The organism is Achromobacter sp. RT286_PF (genome assembly GCF_059760425.1).
This window is the reverse complement of record NZ_JCBAMR010000007.1, coordinates 152,780-176,662: the sequence shown is the minus strand read 5'-3', so window position 1 is coordinate 176,662 and position 23,883 is coordinate 152,780. Positions and strand designations below refer to the sequence as shown.

Below are 23,883 nucleotides of genomic sequence, written 5' to 3'. Positions count from 1 at the left end.
ACTCTTAATCCGAGGTCTTCAAAACGGACGGCAGCAGCAGCCAGCCGGGGCGGCGCCACGACACCAGGCGCGCATACAGCCAGACATAGACGCTGGCGAACACCAGCAGGCTGGCGCCAAGCGCCCACGCGTTGTCCCACCAGATGGTGGCCGGCACCAGGCCGATCAGCGCCAGCACCCACATGTAGGGCGACGCCATCGCGTTGCACAGCGCCGGCACGGCATGGCGGCGACCACGGCTGAAGGTCACGCGGACCAGGCGGCGGAACACCAGTTGGTGCAAGTGCAGCGCATCCGGCTGGTCGACCGGCACGCCGCGCTTGAAGCGGCGACGCCAGATCGAAAACCCGGTTTCGAAGACGGGGTAGAACAACACGGCAAGCGCGTAGAACGGCGACACCGACGGATTGCGCACCACCAGCAACACGGCCAGCTCAGCCAGCATGAAACCCAGGAAGTACGCCCCGCCGTCGCCCAGGAAGACGCGGCCGAACGGAAAATTCCAGACCAGGAAACCCAGCGTGGCGGATGCCAATGCGGCAGCGATCATGAAGATGGGCACGTCGCCCACTTGCAGGGCCACCAGGCTGATCGACACCGCCATCAGCGTGGCGACCATGCCGGCCAGGCCATTCATGCCGTCAACGATGTTCAGCGCATGGGTACAGCCGCCCACGGCAAACATGGTGAACAACAGCGATACGGGCCAGTACGACAGCACGTAGTCCACAGGCGCCATGCCGACACGGCTGACGCCGCCCAGCAGCCACCAGGCAATCGCCGCCGACAGGAAAGCCGCCAGCAAGCGCTTGCTGGCGCCGATGTCTTTCGTGATGTCTTCCAGCAGGCCCGCAACGAACACGGGCAGCGCGGCCACGAACAAGGCGGGCCACAGCCACGTCAGGGTCATGTTGGCCGGGCCAAGCACCAGCAGGCCCAGCAGCGTGCCGGCCAGAACGGCCAGGCCGCCAACGCGGGGCGTGGCGCGGGAATGGTTCGCTTGTGGTTTATTGAGGTCGCTGTCGCCGGTGAAGCGGCCATGCCAGCGCTCCGACCACACGATGAGTCCCCCCACCATGAACGCGACCACGCAGATATACAGCCAGGTCACTGGATCACCTTTGGTTGGTCTATCGAGACAGGCCCGCCATTATGGGAGGCAGGTGTAACGCCCATATATGTGAGGGATAAGGAAGTGCAATTCACGGGCACGAAACGTAACGCCCGTGCCGGGGCCGTTCGTGCGCGCAGAAGTACGGATTTCATGCTGGCGATTGTAGAGCTTTCCGCCTTGGCGCATACGAAATATCCAAGGGAAAACACGGACGCGTCCATAGGGAGGATGGCCGGGCTTGCCGCGCGGGCCGGGTCGCAAATGTCAATAAATAGGGACGGATTATTTCCAGGCAAAAAAAAGCCCGAGATCGTGAGATCTCGGGCTAAATCCACCAAAGGAGGAGGGTGGAGGAGACAACCGTGGCATGTTGGGAGCTGGCTTTCTGCTCGCTGCGCTGTCGGGGTTTTGCACCGCGCCGACTGCGTTTCAACATCCGATGAATGAATAGTACCGAGGTTTTTTGTGCGATGCAAGAATTTTTTTGGTCTCTTTAAAAGGTCAAATTCGACGTTGCATTTTCGCCGCAAATTTCGCGACCGCCCCCTGGAGAGCCATAGCTGGCAACGACTTGGTCCAAAAAAGGGTTTTTGCCGAACGGGTAAACCCCTTGCGGATTTACCCTTGGCGGTTCCGGGTAATCCCACCCCGCGAAGCGCACCAATTCAGTGCACCGCGCACCACGATGCGGCCAAATTGGCGCAGCGCAACATTTCCTTAAAGACCCTTAAAGATCGATTCCGGCCGGCATTCAGATCCAGTACGCCGTGGTCGTCATCACCTTGGACATCGCCCGCATGGCCGTCTTTACAGGGCCCGGCAGCGGTACGCCCCCTGCCCGCTCGGCGCTGGCGCGGTGCTCGGCCTCGTCGTCTTTCATCTTTCGGACGACCTCGCGCGAGCGTTCGTCTTGCACCGGCAAGGTGCGTAGATGTTCGTCCAGATGGGCCTCGACCTGCTTTTCGGTCTCGGCCATGAAGCCTAGATTACGGGGCACGCCGGCGTAGCTGGCCAACACACCCAATGCAAAAGAACCGGCATACCAGACCGGGTTCAGCAGGCTGGGCCGGCTGTTCAGCTCGGTCAGCCGTTCGTTGCACCAGACCAGATGGTCGACTTCCTCGGCGGCGGCATTGAGCAGCAGCGCGCGGGGGCCGGGTTCGCGGCAGACCGAGGCCTGGCCGCGGTACAGCGCCTGGGCGCAGATTTCGCCCACGTGGTTCACGCGCATCAGGCCGGCGGCGTGGCGCTTGTCCTGCTCGGACAGCGCGCCCGGCGCGTCGGGCGTCGTGGCCGGATACGGCCGGCCTGCCGTGGCGCTGTTGGACAGCACGCGCAATGCGCGGTCGGCCTCGGCCAGCAAGGCATCCAGCGGGCCGATGCGGCGGCGAATGGAAACGGGTCCGGATTGAGACAAAGCAGTGGACATGGGCGGCTCCTGTGCAAACTGGCGCCACACACCCCTGATGCGGGGCGGGGCTCTCATGCCTGGAATTGTACGCAACAGGTATCATCGACCATTGACTGCGCTCAATGCGGAAGGACACTCAAAATGGAATGCACGATTGACTGGGGCGGCCCCAACGGCATGCTCTTTACCGCCAGCACCGGCAGCGGCCACGTGGCCGTAATGGACGGCGCCGTGGACGGCGGCGGACACAACCTGGCGCCGCGCCCGATGGAAATGCTGCTGGCCGGCACCGGCGGCTGCACGGCGTACGACGTGGTGCTGATCCTGAAGCGCGGCCGCCACGCCGTCACCGGATGCAGCGTCAAGCTTCAGGCCGATCGCGCCGAGTCCGACCCGAAGGTCTTTACCCGCATCCATTTCGCCTTCACCGTCACGGGCCGCAACCTGCCGCAGGCCGCCGTGGAGCGCGCCGTGCAGTTGTCGCACGAAAAATACTGCTCGGCTTCGGCCATGCTTGAAAAGACCGCGGCGCTGACCTTCTCGGTCGACATCGTCGACACCCAGGAAGCGCCGGCCGCCGCCTGAGAACCGCCATGAAACAATATCTAGACCTCGTTCAATCCATCCTGGACACCGGCTCGTGGCAGGAGAACCGAACGGGTATCCGCACGATCAGCATGCCGGGCGCCTCGCTGCGCTTTGACCTGCAACAGGGCTTTCCCGCCGTCACCACCAAGAAACTGGCCTTCAAGTCCGCCATCGGCGAAATGGTCGGCTTTTTGCGCGCCTCGCGCAGCGCGGCCGAATTCCGCGAGCTGGGCTGCAAGGTCTGGGACCAGAACGCCAACGAAAACAGCCAATGGCTGGCCAACCCGTACCGCGAAGGCCCGGACGACCTGGGCCCGGTCTATGGCGTGCAATGGCGCCAGTGGCCCGCCTACAAGCTGCTGGATGCCGGCAACAATGGCCAGCTTGAAGACGCACTGTCCCGCGGCTACACCAAGGTGGCCGACCTGCAGGAAGGCGGCGTGGACAAGGTGCTGCTATATAAAGCAGTCGACCAGCTGCGCCAGTGCCTGGACACCATCCACGAACGCCCGGGCGACCGCCGCATCCTGTTCCACGGCTGGAACTGGGCGCAGATCGAAGAAATGGCGCTGCCGCCCTGCCATCTGCTCTACCAATTCCTGCCCAACGCCACCACCCGCGAGATCTCGCTGTGCCTGTACATTCGGTCCAATGACGTGGGCCTGGGCACGCCGTTCAACCTGACCGAAGGCGCCGCGCTGCTGCACCTGGTGGGTCGTCTGACGGGTTACAAGCCGCGCTGGTTCACGTATTTCATTGGCGACGCCCACATCTACGAGAACCACCTGCCGATGCTGCGCGAGCAGCTTACGCGCGAACCCTTTGAATCGCCCCAGCTGGTGTTGTCGGACCGCATTCCCGACTTTGCCGTCACCGGCCGCTACGAACCCGAGTGGCTGGAAAAGGTCGAGCCCGGCGACTTTTCATTGTCCGGCTACACGCATCACGCCCCCCTCACCGCGCCCATGGCCGTGTAGGAACGCACCCGGGTCGCCGCCCGTCGGCGGCCCGCCCCCCGCGCTCGGCGGCCATAAGTGAAGATTGGTGAGCTTCTGGAAGCGCGATTTCGGTATAACCCATGCCTTAGCCTCGGACGCGCGTCCAGCACGACGCGCGCACCCCGGCTTTCGACCGGCCCATGCCGCGCCGAGCCCGCCGCCTGTCGCCCATCACGCGACGCGCCCGGCAGCGCCGACCGCAGGCATTGCTTGCCCCTTCCCCCTTCCCAACAAGAGAGTACGAAAATCGCCAGCGTCGACAGCAGCAATCGTCTTACGACCGAATTGCAACTGTTGACTACTAATTGATTTGATTTGAGGCCGGCGCGACGGCAGTAAAGCGCTTAGGACAGGACCGCACAAATGCTCGTTGGAACTTATAACCCTTCGCTCGTCCTCGTATCTCTAGGGGTCGCCATCCTGGCGTCATACACGGCGCTGGGCATGGCCAATCGTGTGCGGGCCTCGCACGGGCTGCCAGCGGCGCGCTACTGGCTGGCGGGCGGGGCGTTCGCGATGGGGGTGGGCATCTGGTCCATGCACTTCGTGGGCATGCTGGCGTTCAACTTGCCCATCCCGATGGGTTATGACTTGTCATTGACCGTGCTGTCGCTGGCCATCGCCGTCGGCTGTTCGGCGTTCGCCCTGTGGATCGTCTGCAAAGACGAATTGCCGTGGCGCCGCCTGCTTATCGGGGCGCTGCTGATGGGCGCCGGCATTGCCGCGATGCACTATCTGGGCATGGCCGCCATGCGCATGGCGCCCGGCATCGTCTACGACGCGAAATGGTTCGTGCTGTCCATCGTGATCGCGGTGGCCGCCTCGGGCGCTGCCTTGTGGATCACCTACCGCCTGCGCCATGACGGCCCGCGCGTGGCGTTTTCGCGCCCGCTGGCCTCGGTCGTCATGGGCATCGCCATTGTCGGAATGCACTATTCGGGCATGGAAGCCGCCGGCTTTCCGGCGGGCAGCATCTGCATGGCTGCCGACGGCGGCATCTCGGCGGGCTGGCTGGCCATCGCCGTCACCGCCGTCACGCTCAGCGTGCTGGCGATTGCGCTGGTGGTGGCCGTGCTGGACAACCGGCTTGAAGCCCGCACGTCCGCGCTGGCCTCGTCGCTGGCCGAAGCCAACGAAGAACTCGTGCAACTGGCCTTGCACGACACCCTGACCAAGCTGCCCAACCGCATCCTGCTCGAAGACCGAATGGAGCAGGCCATTGAAAGCGCCAGCCGCCGCAAGGGCTATTTCGCGGTGCTGTTCTTTGACCTGGACGGGTTCAAGGCCGTCAATGACGCCTATGGGCATCACACCGGCGATGCCTTGCTGATCGATCTGGCCCAGCGCATTCGCCAGGCCCTGCGCACCCAGGACACCGTGGCGCGCCTGGGCGGCGACGAATTCATCGTGCTTAGCGAAGTCATCGAACCCACCGATGCCGCCAATGTGGCGGACCGTCTGATCGAAGCCATTGCGCGCCCGGTCATGGTCTATGGCCACGAAGTGCTGGTGACTTCCAGCGTGGGCATCGCCGTCTACCCGAACGACGGCGAAGACACGCACGCCCTGCTGACCAACGCCGACGCCGCGATGTACCACGCCAAACGCCTGGGCGGCACCGGCTACAGCTTCTTCGAGCCGTCCATGAACGCGGACGCGCATGAACAGATCGAGCTGCTGCACGACCTGCGGCTGGCCCAGGAGCGCGACCAGTTCGTGCTGCACTACCAGCCCAAGTACGAAGCACCGGCCGGCCCCATCATGGGCGCCGAGGCGTTGCTGCGCTGGAACCACCCCACGCGCGGGCTGGTCGGCCCGGACCAGTTCATTCCCACGGCGGAAAAGACCGGGCTGATCCTGTCGATCGGCGAATGGGTCATCAACGAAGCCTGCCGCCAAATGCGCGAATGGATCAACGCCGGCCAGGGGCACTGGACCATCGCGGTCAATATTTCCGCCTTGCAGTTCGCCCACGCCAGCCTGGTCGAAACGGTGCGTTCCGCGCTTGCCCGGCACGACGTGCCGCCCGCCTGCCTGACGCTGGAAGTGACGGAATCGACCGCCATGCGCGACGCCGAGGCCAGCCTGACCGTGCTCAAGCGCCTGTCTGGCCTGGGCGTCACCATTTCTATCGACGACTTCGGCACCGGCTATTCCAGCCTGCTGTACCTGAAGCGCCTGCCCGCCACGGAATTGAAGATCGACCGCGGCTTCGTCAACCAGCTGGAAAACGACAACGAAGACGCGGCCATCGTGTCGGCGATAGTCGCCCTGGCCCAGCAGTTGAACCTGCGCATCGTGGCCGAGGGCGTGGAGACCGCCGCGCAGCAGAAATTCCTGACGGGCCTGGGTTGCGATTCGCTGCAAGGCTTCCTGTTGGGCCGGCCGATGCCCGCCACCGAATTCCTGGAACACGCGGCGACCTGAACGGCAACAAGGCGAAGCGCCAAGGGCCGAACGGCGGCAACAAGGCTGAACGGCAACATCTGAACGGCACTGGTCGAACGGAAAAAAGGCTGAACCGCAAAAGGGCTGAACCGCAAACATCGGCGCTGCCCCAAGCGCCCTTCTTCAGACCAGCGCCCGAATTTGCTACGCTTACGCCGTTCCGCGGGCCGACTTCCGGCCGCGCCTCCACCGTAGCCAGCCCGAATGCCCGCCAGCCTTACCCTGATCGTCGCCTACTCCACCAACCGCGTCATCGGCCGCGACAACACGCTGCCCTGGAAGCTGCCGGGGGACCTGGCGCATTTCAAGCGCAGCACGCTGGGCCATCCCATCATCATGGGCCGCAAGACCTGGGATTCGCTGGGCCGCCCGTTGCCCGGCCGCAGCAACATCGTCATCAGCCGCAACCCTGATTTCACCGCAACCGGCGCCACGGTCGTACCCAGCCTGCAAGCCGCTATCGACGCCTGCGGCGAGGTAGACGAAGCGTTCGTGATCGGCGGCGCACAGATCTACGCCCAGGCGCTGCCGCTGGCGCAACGCGTGCTGGCCACGGAAGTGCACGCCGACGTAGACGGCGACGCGTTCTTTCCGTTGCTGCCCTCGTTCCAGTGGAAGGAAACGGCGCGCGAACCGCAGCCCGCTGAAAACGGCTACGACTACGACTTCGTGACGTACCAGCGTCAGGCCTTGCGATAGGGCCTATTCCCGCCCCCCTTCACGCCGCGCCCGCGTTTCTGATGAAGCGCCACAACGCCGGTGCTTCCGAATACGCCACGTTAAAGCGCACCCAGGGCGTGTCGGCTTCGTCCACCTCGAAGTAAGACCCCGGCGCCAGCCAGATACCGTCTTTCAGTGCCAGTTCGGCCAGGCCGTTGGCGCCGCGTTCGCGCCAGGCGCCCGCCACCTTGGCCCACAGGAACAGCCCGCCCTGGGGCCGCCCATGGATTTCAAAACCGTGTTGGCGCATCTGCTCGGCCACCACGACGTGCGCCTGGGCCAGACGTTCGCGAGTACGGGCGATGTGTGCGCGGTAGCGGCCTTCGCGGATCACCTGGTGCACGATGCGCTCCATGATCTCGGGCGAGGTCAGCCCCACCGCCATCTTGGTGCGCGCAATGTCACGCACCAGATCGCGGTGCGCCACCACGTAGCCCACCCGCACCGACGGGCTGATGACTTTGGAATAGCCACCCAGGTAGACCACGCGCTGCCCGCCGTCCAGCGCGGCCAGCATGGGCGTCACGCCGGGCGCCAGTTCGCGCGAGATATCGTCTTCGATCACCCATAGCCCATGGCGCTCGGCCGCCTGCAAGATGCGAAAGGCGTTGGCCATGCCGATGCTGGCGCCCGAGGGGTTCTGCAATACGGTGTTGATGAACAGCGCGCGCGGCCGGTGCTGCGCCGCCACCGCTTCCAGCGCCTCGCAATCCAGGCCATCAACCGTGCGCGGCACCGACACCACGCGCAGGCCCGCCAGGCGCAGCAGCTGCAACAGGTTGGCGTAGGCCGGCTGCTCGACGACCACCGTGTCGCCCGGCCGCAGCAAGGTGCGGATCACCATGTCCAGCCCGTGCGTGACGCCCTGCGTCAGCAGCACCTGCGAGGCCTCGACCTCCATGCCTTGCGCGCTGAGGCTGGCCGCGATGGTTTCGCGCAGCGGCGCGTAGCCGTACGGGTGCCCGTAATTGGCGATGCGCATCGCCGGCACGCGCCCCATGTGGCGCAGCGCAACGTGCAGGCCTTCTTCGTTCAGCCATTCGCCGGGCAGCCAGCCGCAGCCGGATTTGATGGGGATGGAGTGGTCGGCAAAGATGTCCGACAGCAACCAACCGGCGTTCAGGCGGGGGGGCTCCCAGGACAGTGGCTCGCCCCGGCGCGCAGGCGCATCCGGCGAGGCCACCCGGTAGCCCGCGCCCGGCCGCGCCGCCAGCCAGCCCAGCGACACCAGCCGGCTATAAGCGCTGGCAACGGTGAAGGTGCTGACGCCGTACTGACGCGCGAACTCGCGCACCGACGGTAGGGACATACCCGGACGCAGAGTTTGTTCCTCGATGGCACGCAGGATGGCCGCCACCAGCTGTTCCACCAGGGTGGGCGCCAGTCCGCGAGCGCGGTTGGGCTGGAAATCGATCACGGGGATAACTGTACAGTTGAACCACTCGTGACTATACAGTTAGCGGGCTTTGCGCAGATCGTATATTTTCATTCCTCGTGGGACAGACCAGAATCATTGAATCCCGGCGGCCGCGCTTTCCCTTCTGTTGCGGCGCCGCCGTTTCGTTCTACTGGAGCCGCCATGAACGCCCCCGCCAATTTGCCCGACCTGTCCCATCTCTGGATGCCGTTTACTGCCAACAAGCAGTTCAAGGCTCATCCGCGCATGCTGGCAGCGGCCAAAGGCATGTACTACACGTCGGCCGATGGCCGCCAGATCCTGGACGGCACCGCCGGCCTGTGGTGCGTGAACGCCGGCCACGGCCGCCAGGAAATCGTCGAGGCCATTTCCCGCCAGGCCGGCGTCATGGACTACGCCCCGGGCTTCCAACTGGGCCACCCGCTGGCGTTCGAGGCCGCCACCGCCGTGGCCAGCCTGATGCCGCAGGGCCTGGACCGCGTCTTCTTCACCAACTCGGGTTCGGAATCGGTCGACACGTCCCTGAAAATCGCGCTGGCTTACCACCGCGCGCGCGGCGAAGGCCAGCGCACCCGCCTGATCGGTCGCGAGCGTGGTTACCACGGTGTCGGCTTCGGCGGCATTTCGGTGGGCGGTATTTCCACCAACCGCAAGACCTTCTCCGGTGCGCTGCTGCCCGCCGTGGACCATCTGCCGCACACCCACAACCTGGAACAGAACGCCTATTCCAAGGGCCAACCCGCCTGGGGCGCCAACCTGGCCGACGAACTGGAACGCATCGTGGCGCTGCATGACGCGTCCACCATCGCCGCCGTGATCGTCGAACCCATGGCCGGCTCGACCGGCGTGCTGATTCCGCCCAAGGGCTACCTGGAAAAGCTGCGTGAAATTACTTCCAAGCACGGCATCCTGCTGATTTTTGACGAAGTCATCACCGCCTACGGTCGCCTGGGCGCCGCCACCGCGTCCGAGTTCTTCGGTGTCACGCCCGACATCATCGCCATGGCCAAGGGCGTCAGCAACGCCGCCGTGCCGGCCGGCGCGGTCGCGGTCAAGCGCGACGTGCACGACGCCATCGTCAACGGCCCGGCGGGCGGCATTGAATTCTTCCACGGCTATACGTATTCGGCGCACCCGCTGGCCGCCGCCGCCATTTTGGCGACGCTGGACATCTACCGCCGCGAAGATCTCTTCGGCCGTGCCCGCAAGTTGTCGGGCGCCTTCGAGGAAGCCGCGCACAGCCTGAAGGGCGCGCCGCACGTCATCGACGTGCGCAACCTGGGCCTGGTGGCCGGCATCGAACTGTCGCCGCGAGCGGGCGCTCCCGGCGCACGCGCCGGCGAAGTCTTCCAGAAGTGCTTCGACAGCGGCCTGATGGTGCGCTATACCGGCGATATCATCGCCGTGTCGCCCCCGCTGATCATCGACGAAGCCCAGATCGGCCAGATCTTCGACCAGATCGGAAAGATCCTGAAAGAAGTCGCCTGACCCTGATGACGACGCAGCCCTCGCGGCCGCGCCGCGCTTGATGTGACACCTCTTGCGGGCGGCCATGTGCCGCCCGCAAGAAGTTTTGAAGAATCCCGCAGAGAAGCCCCCGCACCATGAAGAAGATCCCCCATTTCATCAACGGCCAGCATTTCGATGGCCGCAGCAGCCGCTACGCCGACGGTTTCAACCCCGCCACCGGCGAAATCTGCTCGTCCATTCCGCTGGCGTCCAACGAAGACGTGGCGCTGGCCGTTGCGGCCGCCAAGGCCGCGTTCCCGGCCTGGTCCGAAACCCCCGCGCTCAAGCGCGCCCGCATCCTGTTCAACTTCAAGGCGCTGCTGGATCAGCACCAGGACGAACTGGCCGAGCTCATCACCCGCGAACACGGCAAGGTGTTCTCGGATGCCAAGGGCGAAGTCATGCGCGGCATCGAAATCGTTGAATTCGCCTGCGGCATTCCGCAGTTGCTCAAGGGCCAGTATTCCGACCAGATCGGCGGCGGCATCGACAACTGGAGCATGCGCCAGGCACTGGGCGTGGTGGCCGGCATCACGCCGTTCAACTTCCCGATGATGGTGCCGTGCTGGATGTTCCCCGTGGCCATCGCCTGCGGCAACACCTTCGTGCTCAAGCCCTCCGAACGTGACCCGTCCGCGTCCCTGCGCCTGGCCGAACTGCTCACCGAAGCCGGCCTGCCTCCCGGCGTGTTCAACGTGGTGCACGGCGACAAGCTGGCCGTGGACGCGCTGATCAATCACCCGGACGTTGAAGCGCTGTCGTTCGTGGGCTCTACCCCCATCGCCGAATACATCTACGCCGAAGGCACCAAGCGCGGCAAGCGCGTGCAGGCGCTGGGCGGCGCCAAGAACCATCTGGTCGTCATGCCCGACGCCGACCTGGACCAGGTCACCGACGCGCTGATGGGCGCCGCGTATGGTTCGGCCGGCGAACGCTGCATGGCAATCTCGGTTGCCGTGGCGGTGGGCGATGTGGCTGACAAGGTGGTCGAACGCCTGACCCCGCGCGTCAAGGCGCTGATCGTCAAGGACGGCATGAACGCCGACGCCGAAATGGGCCCGCTGGTCACGGCGCAGCACCGCAACAAGGTCATGGGCTACATCGAAGACGGCATCGCGGCCGGCGCCGATCTGGTCGTGGACGGCCGTGGCCTGACAGTGCCCGGCAACGAAAAGGGCTACTTCCTGGGCGGCACGCTGTTCGACAACGTCAAGCCCGCCATGAACATCTATCGCGAAGAGATCTTCGGCCCGGTGCTGTGCATCGTGCGCGTGCCCGACTTCGCCAGCGCCGTTGAACTGATCAACGCGCACGAGTTCGGCAACGGCGTGGCGTGCTTCACGTCCGACGGCGGCGTGGCCCGCGCGTTCGCGCGCCAGATCAAGGTCGGCATGGTCGGCATCAACGTGCCGATTCCGGTACCGATGGCCTGGCATTCGTTCGGCGGCTGGAAGCGTTCGCTGTTTGGCGACCACCACGCCTACGGCGAAGAAGGCATCCGCTTCTACTCGCGCTACAAGAGCGTGATGCAGCGCTGGCCGGACAGCATCGCCAAGGGCGCCGAATTCACCATGCCCGTGGCGAAATAAACCCGCCCGCTTCACGACTTCAACCCTCCGTTTTCCAGAAGGACGCATTACCCGGCTTTGCAAGGGCGCGGCTTCGGCCGCGCCCGGCCAGTACCACGACACAGCAACATCACATGACACAAGGGGATGCCCGATGCGCATCGGTATAGGCGGCTTTCAGCACGAAACCAATACGTTCGCGCCTTCGCGCGCGACGTGGGAAGATTTTGCCGAGAAAGGCGGCGGCTGGCCCAAGCTGGTCAGCGGCCCCGCAATGTTCCAAGCCGTGGCAGGCGCCAACATTCCCGTGGCAGGCTTCATCGAAGCCATGAGCCAGCACACGCTGGTGCCCACCACCTGGGCCGCGGCCAGCCCGTCCGGCCTGGTCACCAAAGACGCGTTCGAACGCATCAGCGCACTGATCTTGCAAGGGCTGTCCGACGCGCTGCCGCTGGATGGCGTGTACCTGGACCTGCATGGCGCCATGGTCACCGAACACCTGGACGATGGCGAAGGCGAACTGCTCAAGCGCGTGCGCGAGCTGGTCGGCCCCGACGTACCCGTGGTGGCCAGCCTGGACCTGCACGCCAACGTCACGCGCGCCATGGTGCGCCATGCCGACGCGCTGGTCTGCTATCGCACGTATCCCCACATCGACATGGCTGAAACCGGCCAACGCGCCGCCGCGCTGCTGTCCCAGCGGCTGGCCGGCGTGCCGCGCCCCTATGCGTCGTTGCGCGCCCTGCCCTATCTGATTTCGCTGTGCTGGCAATCGACCGACATCGAACCGTCGCGCAGCCTGTATGCGCTGGTGGGCGAGATCGAAGCGCGCGGCGCCACCAGCCTGTCTTTCGCCACCGGATTCCCCGCTGCCGACTTCCCGGAATGCGCGCCCACCGTATGGGCCTACGGCACCACGCAAGCCGAGGCCGACGCGGCCGCCGCCGAAATGGCGCGCGCCGTGCTCAATGCCGAACGCGACTTTGGCGGCAAGCTCTACACGCCCGACGAAGCCGTGCAGGAAGCGATGCGAATCGCGCACGATGCGGACAAGCCGGTCGTGATCGCGGACGCGCAAGACAACCCCGGCGCGGGCGGCAGCTCGGACACCACCGGCGTGCTGCGCGCGCTGATCCGCCATGACGCGCGCGACACCGCCATCGGCCTGATCGTTGACCCCGCCGCCGCGCTTGCCGCGCACCGCGCGGGCGTCGGAAACAAGGTACGGATTGCACTAGGTGGACACTCGGGTATTCCCGACGACGAGCCGCTGGACACCGAGTTCATCGTCGAGAAAACTTCAGATGGACGCTTCGATACGCACGGCGCTTTCTACCGCGGATTCCACATGGATCTGGGGCCCAGCGCCTGCTTGCGTATTGGTGGCGTGCGCATCATCGTCGCCTCTAACAAGGTGCAGATGGCGGACCAGGAAATGTTCCGGTTCGCGGGCGTCGAACCCACGCGCGCCGCGATTCTGGTGGTGAAGAGTTCCGCGCATTTCCGCGCGGATTTCACATCCATCGCGCAAACGATCCTGGTGTGCGCCGCCCCTGGCTCCATGCTGATGGATGCGGCAAAACAACCATGGACACGGTTGCGTCCCGGCATCAGAATGGCGCCTTGCGGACCGGTGTTTTCGGGCCGTCCCGCAACCGCCTGACCCTCCCACGCCGCCATCGAGTGGCGCGTTAACGACGTAGCGGCCAACCGTGCCGCTCACACCGCTTCAAGGGGAATCTCCATGCTCAAGTTTGTTCGAGCGGCCGCGTTGGCCGGTGCAACGTTGATGATGGCTCACGGCGCTTACGCCGAAACCGTCATCAAGTCCGTCATGCACTCGCCGTTGCGCTTGACCGACCCGCACGCCACCACCGCGTACATCACGACGTGGCACGGCTACATGATCTACGACACCTTGCTGGCCACCGACGCCGACAACAAGATCCAGCCGCAAATGCTTGAGAAGTGGGAAGTCTCGCCGGACGGCAAGACCTACACGATGACCTTGCGCGACGGCCAGAAGTGGCACGACGGCAAGCCCGTCACGTCCGAAGACTGCGTGGCCTCGATCAAGCGCTGGGCCGCCGGCGACGGCATGGGCCGCACGCTGCTCAAGTTCACCGACAAGATCGAAGTCATTGACGACAAGAATTTCCGCATCGTCATGAAAGAGCCCACGGACCTGGCGCTGCGCGCGCTGTCCAAGCCGACGGGCACCGCGCCGTTCATGATGCCCAAGCGCATCGCCGAACAAGCCATCGGCCAGCCCATCACCGACATGACCGGCTCCGGTCCGTTCAAGGTGATCGAATTCAAGCCCGGCGTGAAAACGGTGTATGCCAAGAACGCCGACTACGTGCCGCGCAAGGAACCGGCCAGCGGCCTGGCCGGCGGCAAGGTCGTGAACGTGGACAAGGTTGAATGGGACGTCATGCCCGATGCGCTGACCACCGCCAACGCGCTGCTGGGCGGCGAAATCGACTTCGTCGAACAGTTCCCGTATGACCTGTTGCCGATGATCGAAGGCAACAAGGACTTGAAGGAAGAGTCCCTGAGCCCGGTCGGCTACTTCACGATGTACCGCTTCAACTTCAAGTACCCGCCCTTCAACAACAAGAAGATCCGCCAGGCCGCGATGTACGCCATCGGCCAGGAAGACGTGATGAAGGCGCTGGTGGGCAATCCCAAGTACTGGAAGACGTGCGCGTCGCTGTGGGGCTGCGGCACGCCGATGGAAAGCGACATCGGCAAGGAAGTCGTGGTGCCCTCGAACATCGAAAAGGCCAAGGCCTTGCTGAAGGAAGCGGGCTACGACAACACGCCTATCCTGGTCATGCACGCCACCGACGTGGGCACCCTGTCCGCGCAACCGGTGGTGATGGCGCAGGCGTTGCGCAAGGCCGGCTTCAACGTCAACCTGGCTGCCATGGACTGGCAAAGCGTGGCCACGCGCCGCGCCTCCAAGGCCGCACCGGCTGAAGGCGGCTGGAACATCCACAACACCAACTGGTACGCCACCGACGTGATGGACCCGGTGCGTTCCGCGCCCGCCGCCGCCAACGGCGACAACGCCTGGTTCGGCTGGCCCGACATGCCGCAAGTGGAAGAACTGCGCACCAAGTTCGCGCTGACTTCCGACCCGGCCGAGCAAAAGAAAATCGCCGACGAATTGCAGCGCATCGGCATCGACGAAGGCCTGTACGTGCCGCTGGGCCAGATGTCCGTGCCCACCGTCTATTCGACCAAGCTCTCGGGCCTGGTGCATGCACCGGTCTTTGCGTTCTGGAACGTCAAGAAAGCTCCTTAAAGGGGCAAGCAGTTCAGGGGGAAATACATGCTGGCATTTGTCTCACGCCGGCTCCTCGCGACCATCCCCGTTCTGGTGATGGTCGCGGTGGTGGTCTTCGCGATATTGCGTTTCAGCCCGGGCGACCCGGCCATCATCATGGCGGGCGACGGCGCCACGCCTGAGCGTATCGTCCAGATACGGCAGACGATGGGCCTGGACCAACCGGTCATCAAACAGTTCTTCATCTGGGGCGGCAAGCTCCTGCAAGGCGATCTGGGCACCTCGCTCATGTCCGGCGTGCCGGTCACCAAACTGATCGCGCAACGCCTGGAACCGTCCATGAGCCTGGCGGTGCTGACCCTGGTCTTCACGCTGCTGGTTGCCATTCCGCTGGGCATCCTGGCGGCATGGCGGCAAGGCCGCCTGCTGGATCGGGCCGTGATGGGCTTTTCGGTGCTGGGCTTTTCAGTGCCCGTGTTCGTCACGGGGTACCTGCTGATCTGGCTGTTCGCCATCAAGCTGGGGTGGTTCAACGTGCAGGGCTATGCGCCGCTGGACAAGGGTTTCTGGCCCTATCTGCACCGGCTCATCCTGCCGTCACTGGCCTTGTCCACGGTCTATGTGGCGTTGATTGCGCGCATCACGCGCACCAGCGTCATCGAGGTCATGGGCGAAGACTTCATCCGCACGGCGCGCTCCAAGGGCCTGGGGGAAACCGGTGTGCTGCTGGGCCATGCGCTGCGCAACGCCGCCGTGCCCATCGCCACCGTCGTGGGCCTGGGCATCGCGCTGTTGATCAGCGGCGTGGTCGTGACTGAATCGGTGTTCAACATCCCCGGCCTGGGCCGGTTGGTGGTGGAAGCCGTGCTGGCGCGCGACTACCCCGTCATCCAGGGGCTGACGCTGTTCTTCGCGTTCGTCTACGTGTTCATCAATCTGGTTGTCGATTGCGCCTACACGGTGTTCGACCCGCGCATCCGCTACTAGGGAAGAGCCATGCACACGCCAACCGATGCCGCCGTGCAGGCGGCCGCCGACCTCCCCGGAGGCGGCAACCCTCAAGTCACCGCCTGGCGCCAAGTGCGCCAGGGCCTGAAAAGCTGGCCGGTCATGCTGGCGCTGGTGGTGCTGGTTACCATCGTCGCCATTGCCGTGTTCGCGCCGCTGCTGGGCACGGTGGACCCTACCTTCATCAACCCGGGCGCGCGCCTGAAGCAGCCCTTTACCGACTACCTGTTCGGCACCGACGCCTTTGGCCGCGACGTCTGGTCGCGCGTGGCCTACGGCGCGCGCATCTCGCTGATCGCGGGCCTGGGCGCCGCCGTCGTCAGCGTGGCCATCGGGCTGGTCATCGGCGTCATTGCTGGCTGGTTCCGTTCGCTGGACGGGCTGATCATGCGCACGATGGACGCCATCATGGCCATTCCCGGCATCCTGCTGGCAATTGCCCTGGTGTCCGTTACCGGCGCCAGTATCACGACCGTGCTTGTCGCCATCACCATCCCGGAAATTCCCCGGGTGGTGCGGCTGGTGCGCGGGCAGATCCTGACGGTGCGCGGCGAACCCTATGTGGAAGCCGCGCTGGCGTTGGGCACGCCCTTGCCGCTGCTGCTGTGGCGCCACATGGTGCCCAGCACCATCGCGCCGCTGACGGTGCAAGGCACCTACGTGTTCGCCTCCGCCATGCTGACCGAGGCCATCCTCAGCTTCCTGGGCGCGGGCATCCCGCCCGAGATCGCGTCGTGGGGCAACATCATGTCCGAAGGCCGCATGTATTTCCGCATGCTGCCCGGCCTGATTCTCTTTCCTGGCCTGCTTCTGTCGCTGACCGTGCTTAGCGTGAACATCCTGGGTGACGCCCTGCGCGATGCGCTGGACCCGAAAATGGTGCGCAGGATCTGATGCCGATGACCTACTCTCCTACTCCCCCCGCGGGCGACACCTCGTCCGCCATCCTGGCCATTCGCAACCTGTCCGTGGAAGTGGCCGGCGCCGGCAACCGCGTCGTGCGCAATCTGAGCCTGGACGTGCATGCTGGCGAAACCGTGTGCGTGGTTGGTGAATCCGGCTCGGGCAAATCGGTCACATCGCTGGCCGTGATGGGCCTGTTGCCGCAAGGCATCCTGTCCATCAGCGCCGGTTCCATTCGCGTGGAAGGTGAAGACGTCGCCACCGCGTCGCAACGCCGCCTGCGCGAGATGCGCGCGACCCGCATGGCCATGGTGTTCCAGGAACCCATGACCGCGCTGAACCCCGTGCATACGGTGGGCAAGCAGGTTGACGAAGTGCTGCGCCTGCACCGCAAGGGCATGAGCGCCGCCGACCGCCGCGCCAAGGTGCTGGACATGTTCCAGTCGGTACACCTGCCCGATGTGGAACGCATCTTCGAGGCGTATCCGCACCAGCTGTCGGGCGGCCAGCGCCAGCGCATCGTGATTGCGATGGCGCTGATCCTTGAACCCAAGCTGCTGATCGCCGACGAACCCACGACCGCGCTGGACGTCACCACGCAAAAGCAGATCCTGGCGCTGATCAAGGAATTGCAGGTCAAGCACAAGACGGCCGTGCTGTTCATCACGCACGACTTTGGCGTGGTTGCCGAGATTTCGGATCGCATCGTGGTGATGAACCGGGGCGACCTGATCGAAAGCGGCACGCGCAACGAAATCCTGGCCGAACCCAAGCAGTCGTACACGCGCCGCCTGGTGTCGTCCGTGCCCAGCCTGGTGCCCAACCGCCGCGACGCGCCGGATGGCCAGCCCGTGTTGCACGTCAAGGGCCTGGGCCGCACCTACGCGGGCAAAAGCTCGATGTTCTCGCGGCGCGCCGCGCAACATGTGGTGGCCGCTACCGACGTCAACCTGACGCTGCGCAAAGGCGAAATCCTGGGCATCGTGGGCGAATCCGGGTCGGGCAAGTCCACGGTGGCGCGCTGCATCGTGCGCCTGATCGAGCCCACCGCCGGGCACATGATGATGGGCGGTGAAGACTTGAGCACGTTGTCGGGCTCGGCGCTGCGGCCGGTGCGCCGCCGCATCCAGATCGTGTTCCAGGACCCGTACCGGTCGCTGAATCCGCGCCGCACCGTGGGCGAATCCATCATCGAAGGCCTGCTTAACTTTGGCATGCCGCGCGATCAGGCGCTGAAGCGCGCCGGCGAAACGCTGACCGTGGTGGGCCTGAGCCCCGACGCCATGCAACGCTACCCGCACCAATTTTCGGGCGGACAGCGCCAGCGCATCTGCATCGCGCGCGCGCTGGTCATGGACCCGGAGATCCTGGTGGCCGACGAAGCCGTATCGGCGCTGGACGTGTCGGTGCAGGCGCAGGTGCTTGAACTGCTGGAGCAAGTGCGCCAGCGCACCGGCGTGGGCGTGCTGTTCATCACGCACGATTTGCGCGTGGCCGCGCAAATTTGCGACACCATCATGGTCATGCAGCGCGGCAAGGTGGTCGAGACCGGTTCGGCCGAAACCGTGCTGACCGAGCCGCGCCACGAATACACCCGCGCGCTGATCGACGCGGCACCCGGGCGCGACTGGGACTTCCGCAACTTCCAGCCCGTCGCCACGACCTTGGCGCAAGCGGCCGCCGCCGCATCATGATGGGCTGATGTGCTGATGCCCTGAACACCCGAATTGCCTTCCTTTGCAACACAGGAACCCAGATGTCACTACCGCACGAATTGTCCGCCCAGGAACTGCTGCAAGCGTATCGCGACAAGACCTTGTCGCCCGTTGAGGTCACGCGCTCGGTGCTTGACCACATCCAGCGCTGGGAACCGCACCTGAAGGCCACCTACGCGCTGGACCCCGAGGGCGCGCTGGCAATGGCGCGGGCCTCCGAAGCCCGCTGGATGAAGGGCCAGCCGCAATCAGCGGGCGGCTACAGCCTGGATGGCGTGCCCGCGACCATCAAGGAAAACATCGCTACACGCGGCACGCCCGTGCCGCTGGGCACCGCCGCCACCGACCTGACCCCGGCCGCCGCCGACGCGCCGCCCGCCGCCCGCATGCGCGAAGCGGGCGCCGTGCTGCTGGGCAAGACCACCATGCCGGACTTCGGCATGCTGTCCTCGGGGCTGTCCAGCTTTCACGAGCTGACGCGCAACCCCTGGGACCTGAGCAAGAACCCCGGCGGTTCCAGCGCCGGCGCGGGCGCGGCGGCGGCGGCGGGTTATGGCCCGCTGCATATCGGCACCGACATCGGCGGTTCAGTTCGCCTGCCGGCCGCCTGGTGCGGCATCGCCACGCTGAAGCCCAGCCTGGGCCGCATTCCCATCGACCCGCCTTTCATGGGCCGCTGCGCCGGCCCCATGACGCGCACCATCACCGATACCGCGCTGATGATGGGCGTGCTGTCGCAGCCCGACGCGCGCGACCACATGAGCTTGCCTTTCCAGGACTTCGACTGGCTTAACCTGGCGCAAGACGTCAAGGGCCTGCGTATCGGCCTGCTGATGGACGCGGGCTGCGGCCTGCCGCTGGACCCGGAAGTGCGCGACGCCGTGCAGGCGGCCGCGCAGGCCTTCGAAGCCGCCGGCGCCATCGTCACGCCGATGCTGCCCTGGATGACGCCCGACATGCTGGATGGCGTGGACCGTTTCTGGCGCACGCGTTCGGCCATCGACCTGGCCGCGCTGCCCGAGGCACGCCGCGCCAAGATCCTGCCGTTCATTCGCACGTGGGCGGAAAGCGGCGGCGGCCAAAGCGGCGAAGCCGTCTTCAAGAGCTACTACGAAACGCTGAACGTGCGCGCCAAGACCGTGGCCGCCTGCGCGCCATTCGACTACGTGCTGTCGCCCGTGGCGCCCGTGGTGGCCTACAACGCCGAGTGGCCGTCGCCCACCAATGAAGTGGCCACGACCATGCACCACATCGGCTTCACCTTGCCCTTCAACATGAGTGAACAGCCGGCCGCCTCGGTCAATTGCGGCTATACGCGGGCGGGGCTGCCCATTGGCCTGCAAATCGCCGGCGCGCGCTTTGACGACCTGGGCGTGTTGCGGGTGGCGCGCGCGTGGGAGCAAATGCGTCCCGCGCAACACCCGTGGCCGCAGCCGCCCAAGACGAACTGACTTTCCACAGCAACCACAGGAATTCCCATGCGTTGGCTATTGGCAATGATCAAGCACGAGACGAATACCTATTCGCCCGTGCCGACCCCGCTTGAACGTTTTTTCCGAGGCAGCCCCGACATCCTGGCTGGCGATCTTGCCATCAAGGCCTACGAGAACACCGACAGCGGGCTGGGCGGCTATATCGAAGTGGCGCGCCGCGAGGGCGCGGAAATGGTCGTGCCCGTAGCGGCCGAGTCCTGGCCCAGCGGCCCCACCAGCGCCGAGACCCACGAACGCCTGTGCAAGCTGGTGCTGGACCAGGTCAAGCTGGGCGGCTTTGACGCCATCTTGCTGGACCTGCACGGCGCCATGGTGGCCGAAGGCGTGGAAGACGCCGAGGGCGACCTGCTACGGCGCCTGCGGGAAATCGACCCGACCACGCCGGTGGCCGTCACGCTGGACATGCACGCCAATATCTACGACGACATCGTGCGCAACGCCACCGTCATCAGCGGCTTTCACACGTATCCGCACGTGGATATCCGCGCGGCCGGGGTGCGCGCCGCCAACGTCATCGCGCGCACGCTCAAGGGCGAGATCAAACCCGTCATGACGTGGGCCAACAAGCCCATGCTGCCGCACATCATGTGCCAGGGCACCCATGCCGCGCCCAACGGCCCCTTGCAGGAACGCTGCAAGGAACTGGAAGCGGGCGGCGTGCTGGCGGCGTCCGTCTTCGTGGGGTTTCCGCATGCGGACATCCGCGAAGCGGGCCTGAGCGCCGTCGTCTGTACGGACGGCAACCTGCAAGAGGCCGAGAAGCACCGCGACGAGCTGCTGGAACGCGCCTGGGCAGGTCGCCCCGATTGGGTGTTCCACCCCGAGCCGCTGGCGCCCACCATCGCGCGCGCCAAGCAGATCGAGCAAGGCCCCGTGGTGCTGCTGGACCACTACGACAACACGGGCTCGGGCGGCACCATGGACACCACGGCCGTGCTGGCCGAAGTGCTGCGCCAGGAATTGGACAACGTGGTGTTCTACGCCATCTGCGACCCCCAGGCAGCAGAACAGGCCGCCGCCGCGGGCGTGGGCAAGACCATCACCCTGACGCTGGGCGGCAAGCTGGCCATGCCGGCCATCAAGGAACCCAGCGAACCGTTGCAGGTGACAGGCCGCGTCAAGCTGGTGTTCGACGGCGTCTACCTGAGCCGGGGCCCGATGTACCGGGGCGTGCGCAACGACACCGGGCTGACGGTGGTGATCGACACCGGCCGGGTCGAAATCGTGGTGGTGTCGCGCCACCAGGAACCCTTCGACATCAACTGCCTGTTGTCCGTTGGCGTTGACCCGTTGCAAAAGCGCTATGTGGTGCTGAAAAGCCGGGTGCACTGGCGCGCGGGCTTTTCCGCCATGGCCACCGAGGTCATCGAATGCACCGGCGTGGGCGTCACCACGTCCGACTACAGCCAGCTTGAGTTCAAGCACGTGCGCCGGCCGATCTACCCGCTGGACCCGCTGTAACGAAATCGGGTCGCAAAGTTGTCGACAAAACGGCCGGCGCCCTGCGCCGGCCTTTCATTTTGAAATCTTCAGTAACTGGGCGCACGGTCGAGCGTCACAGCGCATCGGTATACTCCGGCGCGGGCCCTTACAGGCCGATGAATACGTGTATGCCGGCAGCCGCGCCTGGGAGACCAGCCGCGACGGCGCAATGCCCTGTCTGCCGGATATAACTCGATAATCAACGAAAAAAGCACAACGATGAAAAAGAGCGTAGCGATCACCCTCGGCGTGGTCATAGTGGGAGCGGGAAGCTGGATAGGCGCCACGTGGTATACCGGCAAACGCATTGAGGAAAGCTCGCAACGCCATCTGGCAGAAGCCAACGAAAAGCTGGCCAAGCTGACGCCGCTGTTCGGCCTGCGCATCGACCAGCTCAAGTACGACCGCAGCCTGTTCTCGACCCAGGCCCGTTATGGCCTGTCGCTGGTCAAGAACGACAAGAGCCCGGACGCCATGCCCGCCGGCATGATCGAATTCGATGCCGTCATCGAACACGGCCCCTTCCCCAAGACCGCGCTGTCGCGTGGCGCGATTGCGCCCAAGCTGGCGTTCGTGCACGCGGAAGTCGCCAAGACCGACAACCTGAAGGAAGTGTTCGCGCTGACCAAAGACATCTCGCCGCTGATCAGCGACGCGATGGTCAGCTACAGCGGCACGACCACCTCCACGGCCAAGATCGCGCCCGTGTCGACCGCGCTGCAAGGCAATTCGATCGACTTCAGCGGCATGGTCATCACCGGCAGCTTCGACCGTACGCTGCAAGGCGTCGTCGCGCATGGCGTGATGGACAAGCTGGCCATCGATGGCTCCAAGAGCAACGACCCCGTCATCATGTCGATCGCCGGCCTGACGATGGACGTGAACAGCCGCATGGGCAAGTTCGGCGTGTCGATGGGCGATTCGGACCTGAAGATCAAGCGCATCGACGTGACCCGCAAGGGCGACGACGTCAAGCTGTCGCTGGATAACTTCGGCTACGGCGTGAAGCTGTCCGAGGACGACAAGTCCATCAACATGCAGGCCGCCTATCAAACCGGCGACATCACCGTCAACGACGTGCCTCTGGGCAATGGCCAGGCCGTGATCAAGCTGGCCAAGCTGGACGGCCAGGCCGTCAAGCAACTGTCGGACACGTACAACCAGCTGCTGCGTCAATACATGGCGCAAACCGAAGACGAGGGCCTGAAGGACGAGCAGTTCCAGGCGATGCTGGACAGCGCCGGCAAGCTGCTGGCGGGCAACCCGTCATTCAGCATCGACCCGATCAGCTGGAAAACCGGCAAGGGCGAAAGCAAGCTGAACTTCACGCTGGACCTGGCCAACCCGCCGGACGTCAAGAACCTGACGCCGCAGGAAATTGCCGCCAAGGCCATCAAGCGCATCGACGCCACGCTGATCATTTCCAAGCCGATGGTGCAGGACCTGGTCGCGCAATACGCCGTCAAGAAAGAAGGGCTGAGCCCGGAGAAGGCCGCCGAGGACGCCGACCAGACCGTGCGCCAGATGTCGGGCATGGCTGAAATGTTCAACGTGGGCAAGAACGACGGCGACAACATCGTTGGCAAGTTCACGTTCGCGGACGGCATGGGCAACCTGAACGGCAAGGAAATTCCCGCCGACGAATTGTTCAGCGGCCTGCTTGGCGCCGCCGGCATGAATTCCATGGGCGACGACGAAGAAGAGTCCATGCCCGGCATGAGCGAACAAGAGCCGGCCGAAGGCGCAACGCCCGCCGTCGGCGTGATGCAGGACTTCAGCCTGGACACCGTCAGCGCCCTGCTGGACGACATGGGCATCACCGCCAACAAGCAGGATGGCGACGAAGGCCCCGTGCTGATCCTGGATCCGGGCACCACCGGCGCCAGCGACCTGCGCCTGGAATTCCTGTGCAACGACTTCACTGAAAAGTGCCTGGACCTGGTCATGACGGCCACGTACAAGACCAAGAAGCCGATGTCGCTGAAGACCATCAACAGCTGGAACCAGGAATACCGCTGGACCCGCGCCTACCTGGACAACAAGAACCAGGCCGTGCTGCAAATGGACATGAACGCGGAAGGCGGGATCGGCAAGGACAACCTGCAAATCCTGTTGAACACGTTCATCAGCATCGCCGAAGACTTCAACGAGGCGGCTCAGGCGGCGCCGGCCAAGTAAGGCGTACGGCCGATACCGATACGGGCAAGCGCCCAACAA

General features: G+C 65.0%; 17 protein-coding genes. 14 read left to right on the top strand and 3 right to left on the bottom strand.

The window, feature by feature from the left end; all coding sequences use genetic code 11:
* Nucleotides 1–4: 4 nt before the first annotated feature.
* Both AC6LJY_RS08970 and coq7 read right to left on the bottom strand, forming a co-directional pair.
* Nucleotides 5–1,111 (bottom strand): MraY family glycosyltransferase, encoded by a 1,107-nt coding sequence (locus tag AC6LJY_RS08970; protein ID WP_046805084.1) that lies wholly within the window; start codon nt 1,109–1,111, stop codon nt 5–7.
* A gap of 754 nt (nt 1,112–1,865) precedes the next feature.
* Nucleotides 1,866–2,543, bottom strand: a complete 678-nt coding sequence (gene coq7 / locus AC6LJY_RS08965; RefSeq protein WP_046805085.1) for a 2-polyprenyl-3-methyl-6-methoxy-1,4-benzoquinone monooxygenase — start codon at nt 2,541–2,543, stop codon at nt 1,866–1,868.
* 123 nt (nt 2,544–2,666) lie between these two features.
* On the opposite strand from coq7, the gene AC6LJY_RS08960 reads away from it, so the two are divergent.
* The 4 genes from AC6LJY_RS08960 to AC6LJY_RS08945 all read left to right on the top strand — a co-directional run bounded on the left by AC6LJY_RS08960 (nt 2,667) and on the right by AC6LJY_RS08945 (nt 7,258).
* Complete coding sequence (locus AC6LJY_RS08960; protein WP_314355558.1) at nt 2,667–3,110, top strand: OsmC family protein; 444 nt, start codon at nt 2,667–2,669, stop codon at nt 3,108–3,110.
* Between the two features lie 8 nt (nt 3,111–3,118).
* Nucleotides 3,119–4,090 carry a thymidylate synthase gene (locus tag AC6LJY_RS08955; protein ID WP_046805087.1) on the top strand — a complete coding sequence of 324 codons (972 nt, stop codon included), beginning with the start codon at nt 3,119–3,121 and terminating at the stop codon, nt 4,088–4,090.
* Nucleotides 4,091–4,474: 384 nt separating this feature from the next.
* Complete coding sequence (locus AC6LJY_RS08950; protein WP_046805088.1) at nt 4,475–6,538, top strand: putative bifunctional diguanylate cyclase/phosphodiesterase; 2,064 nt, start codon at nt 4,475–4,477, stop codon at nt 6,536–6,538.
* Nucleotides 6,539–6,763: 225 nt separating this feature from the next.
* Complete coding sequence (locus tag AC6LJY_RS08945) at nt 6,764–7,258, top strand: dihydrofolate reductase (RefSeq protein WP_104141932.1); 495 nt, start codon at nt 6,764–6,766, stop codon at nt 7,256–7,258.
* A gap of 19 nt (nt 7,259–7,277) precedes the next feature.
* On the opposite strand, the gene AC6LJY_RS08940 is transcribed toward AC6LJY_RS08945, so the two are convergent.
* Entirely contained in the window at nt 7,278–8,696 is a 1,419-nt protein-coding gene (locus AC6LJY_RS08940) for an aminotransferase-like domain-containing protein (protein ID WP_046805090.1), read from the bottom strand.
* Nucleotides 8,697–8,858: 162 nt separating this feature from the next.
* On the opposite strand from AC6LJY_RS08940, the gene aptA reads away from it, so the two are divergent.
* From aptA to AC6LJY_RS08890, 10 genes are all read left to right on the top strand, one after another.
* Nucleotides 8,859–10,184, top strand: coding sequence for an omega-aminotransferase AptA (aptA, locus tag AC6LJY_RS08935; protein ID WP_314355556.1), 1,326 nt, complete (start codon nt 8,859–8,861; stop codon nt 10,182–10,184).
* 116 nt (nt 10,185–10,300) lie between these two features.
* A complete protein-coding gene (locus tag AC6LJY_RS08930) occupies nt 10,301–11,794 on the top strand; it encodes a CoA-acylating methylmalonate-semialdehyde dehydrogenase (RefSeq protein ID WP_046805092.1) in 1,494 nt (497 codons plus the stop codon).
* A 133-nt stretch (nt 11,795–11,927) separates the two neighbouring features.
* Entirely contained in the window at nt 11,928–13,436 is a 1,509-nt protein-coding gene (locus AC6LJY_RS08925) for a M81 family metallopeptidase (RefSeq protein WP_046805093.1), read from the top strand.
* Between the two features lie 81 nt (nt 13,437–13,517).
* Complete coding sequence (locus AC6LJY_RS08920) at nt 13,518–15,083, top strand: ABC transporter substrate-binding protein (RefSeq protein ID WP_120156992.1); 1,566 nt, start codon at nt 13,518–13,520, stop codon at nt 15,081–15,083.
* Between the two features lie 27 nt (nt 15,084–15,110).
* A complete protein-coding gene (locus tag AC6LJY_RS08915; RefSeq protein WP_046805095.1) occupies nt 15,111–16,052 on the top strand; it encodes an ABC transporter permease in 942 nt (313 codons plus the stop codon).
* A gap of 9 nt (nt 16,053–16,061) precedes the next feature.
* Nucleotides 16,062–16,967, top strand: a complete 906-nt coding sequence (locus tag AC6LJY_RS08910; protein WP_046805096.1) for an ABC transporter permease — start codon at nt 16,062–16,064, stop codon at nt 16,965–16,967.
* A 5-nt stretch (nt 16,968–16,972) separates the two neighbouring features.
* Nucleotides 16,973–18,670 (top strand): ABC transporter ATP-binding protein, encoded by a 1,698-nt coding sequence (locus tag AC6LJY_RS08905; RefSeq protein ID WP_046805097.1) that lies wholly within the window; start codon nt 16,973–16,975, stop codon nt 18,668–18,670.
* 62 nt (nt 18,671–18,732) lie between these two features.
* Nucleotides 18,733–20,142, top strand: coding sequence for an amidase (locus AC6LJY_RS08900; RefSeq protein ID WP_498135771.1), 1,410 nt, complete (start codon nt 18,733–18,735; stop codon nt 20,140–20,142).
* Between the two features lie 27 nt (nt 20,143–20,169).
* On the top strand, nt 20,170–21,645 hold the full coding sequence (locus tag AC6LJY_RS08895; protein ID WP_498135770.1) for a M81 family metallopeptidase: 1,476 nt from the start codon (nt 20,170–20,172) through the stop codon (nt 21,643–21,645).
* Between the two features lie 240 nt (nt 21,646–21,885).
* Nucleotides 21,886–23,844, top strand: coding sequence for a DUF945 family protein (locus tag AC6LJY_RS08890; RefSeq protein ID WP_498135769.1), 1,959 nt, complete (start codon nt 21,886–21,888; stop codon nt 23,842–23,844).
* The last annotated feature ends 39 nt before the right edge of the window (nt 23,845–23,883 follow it).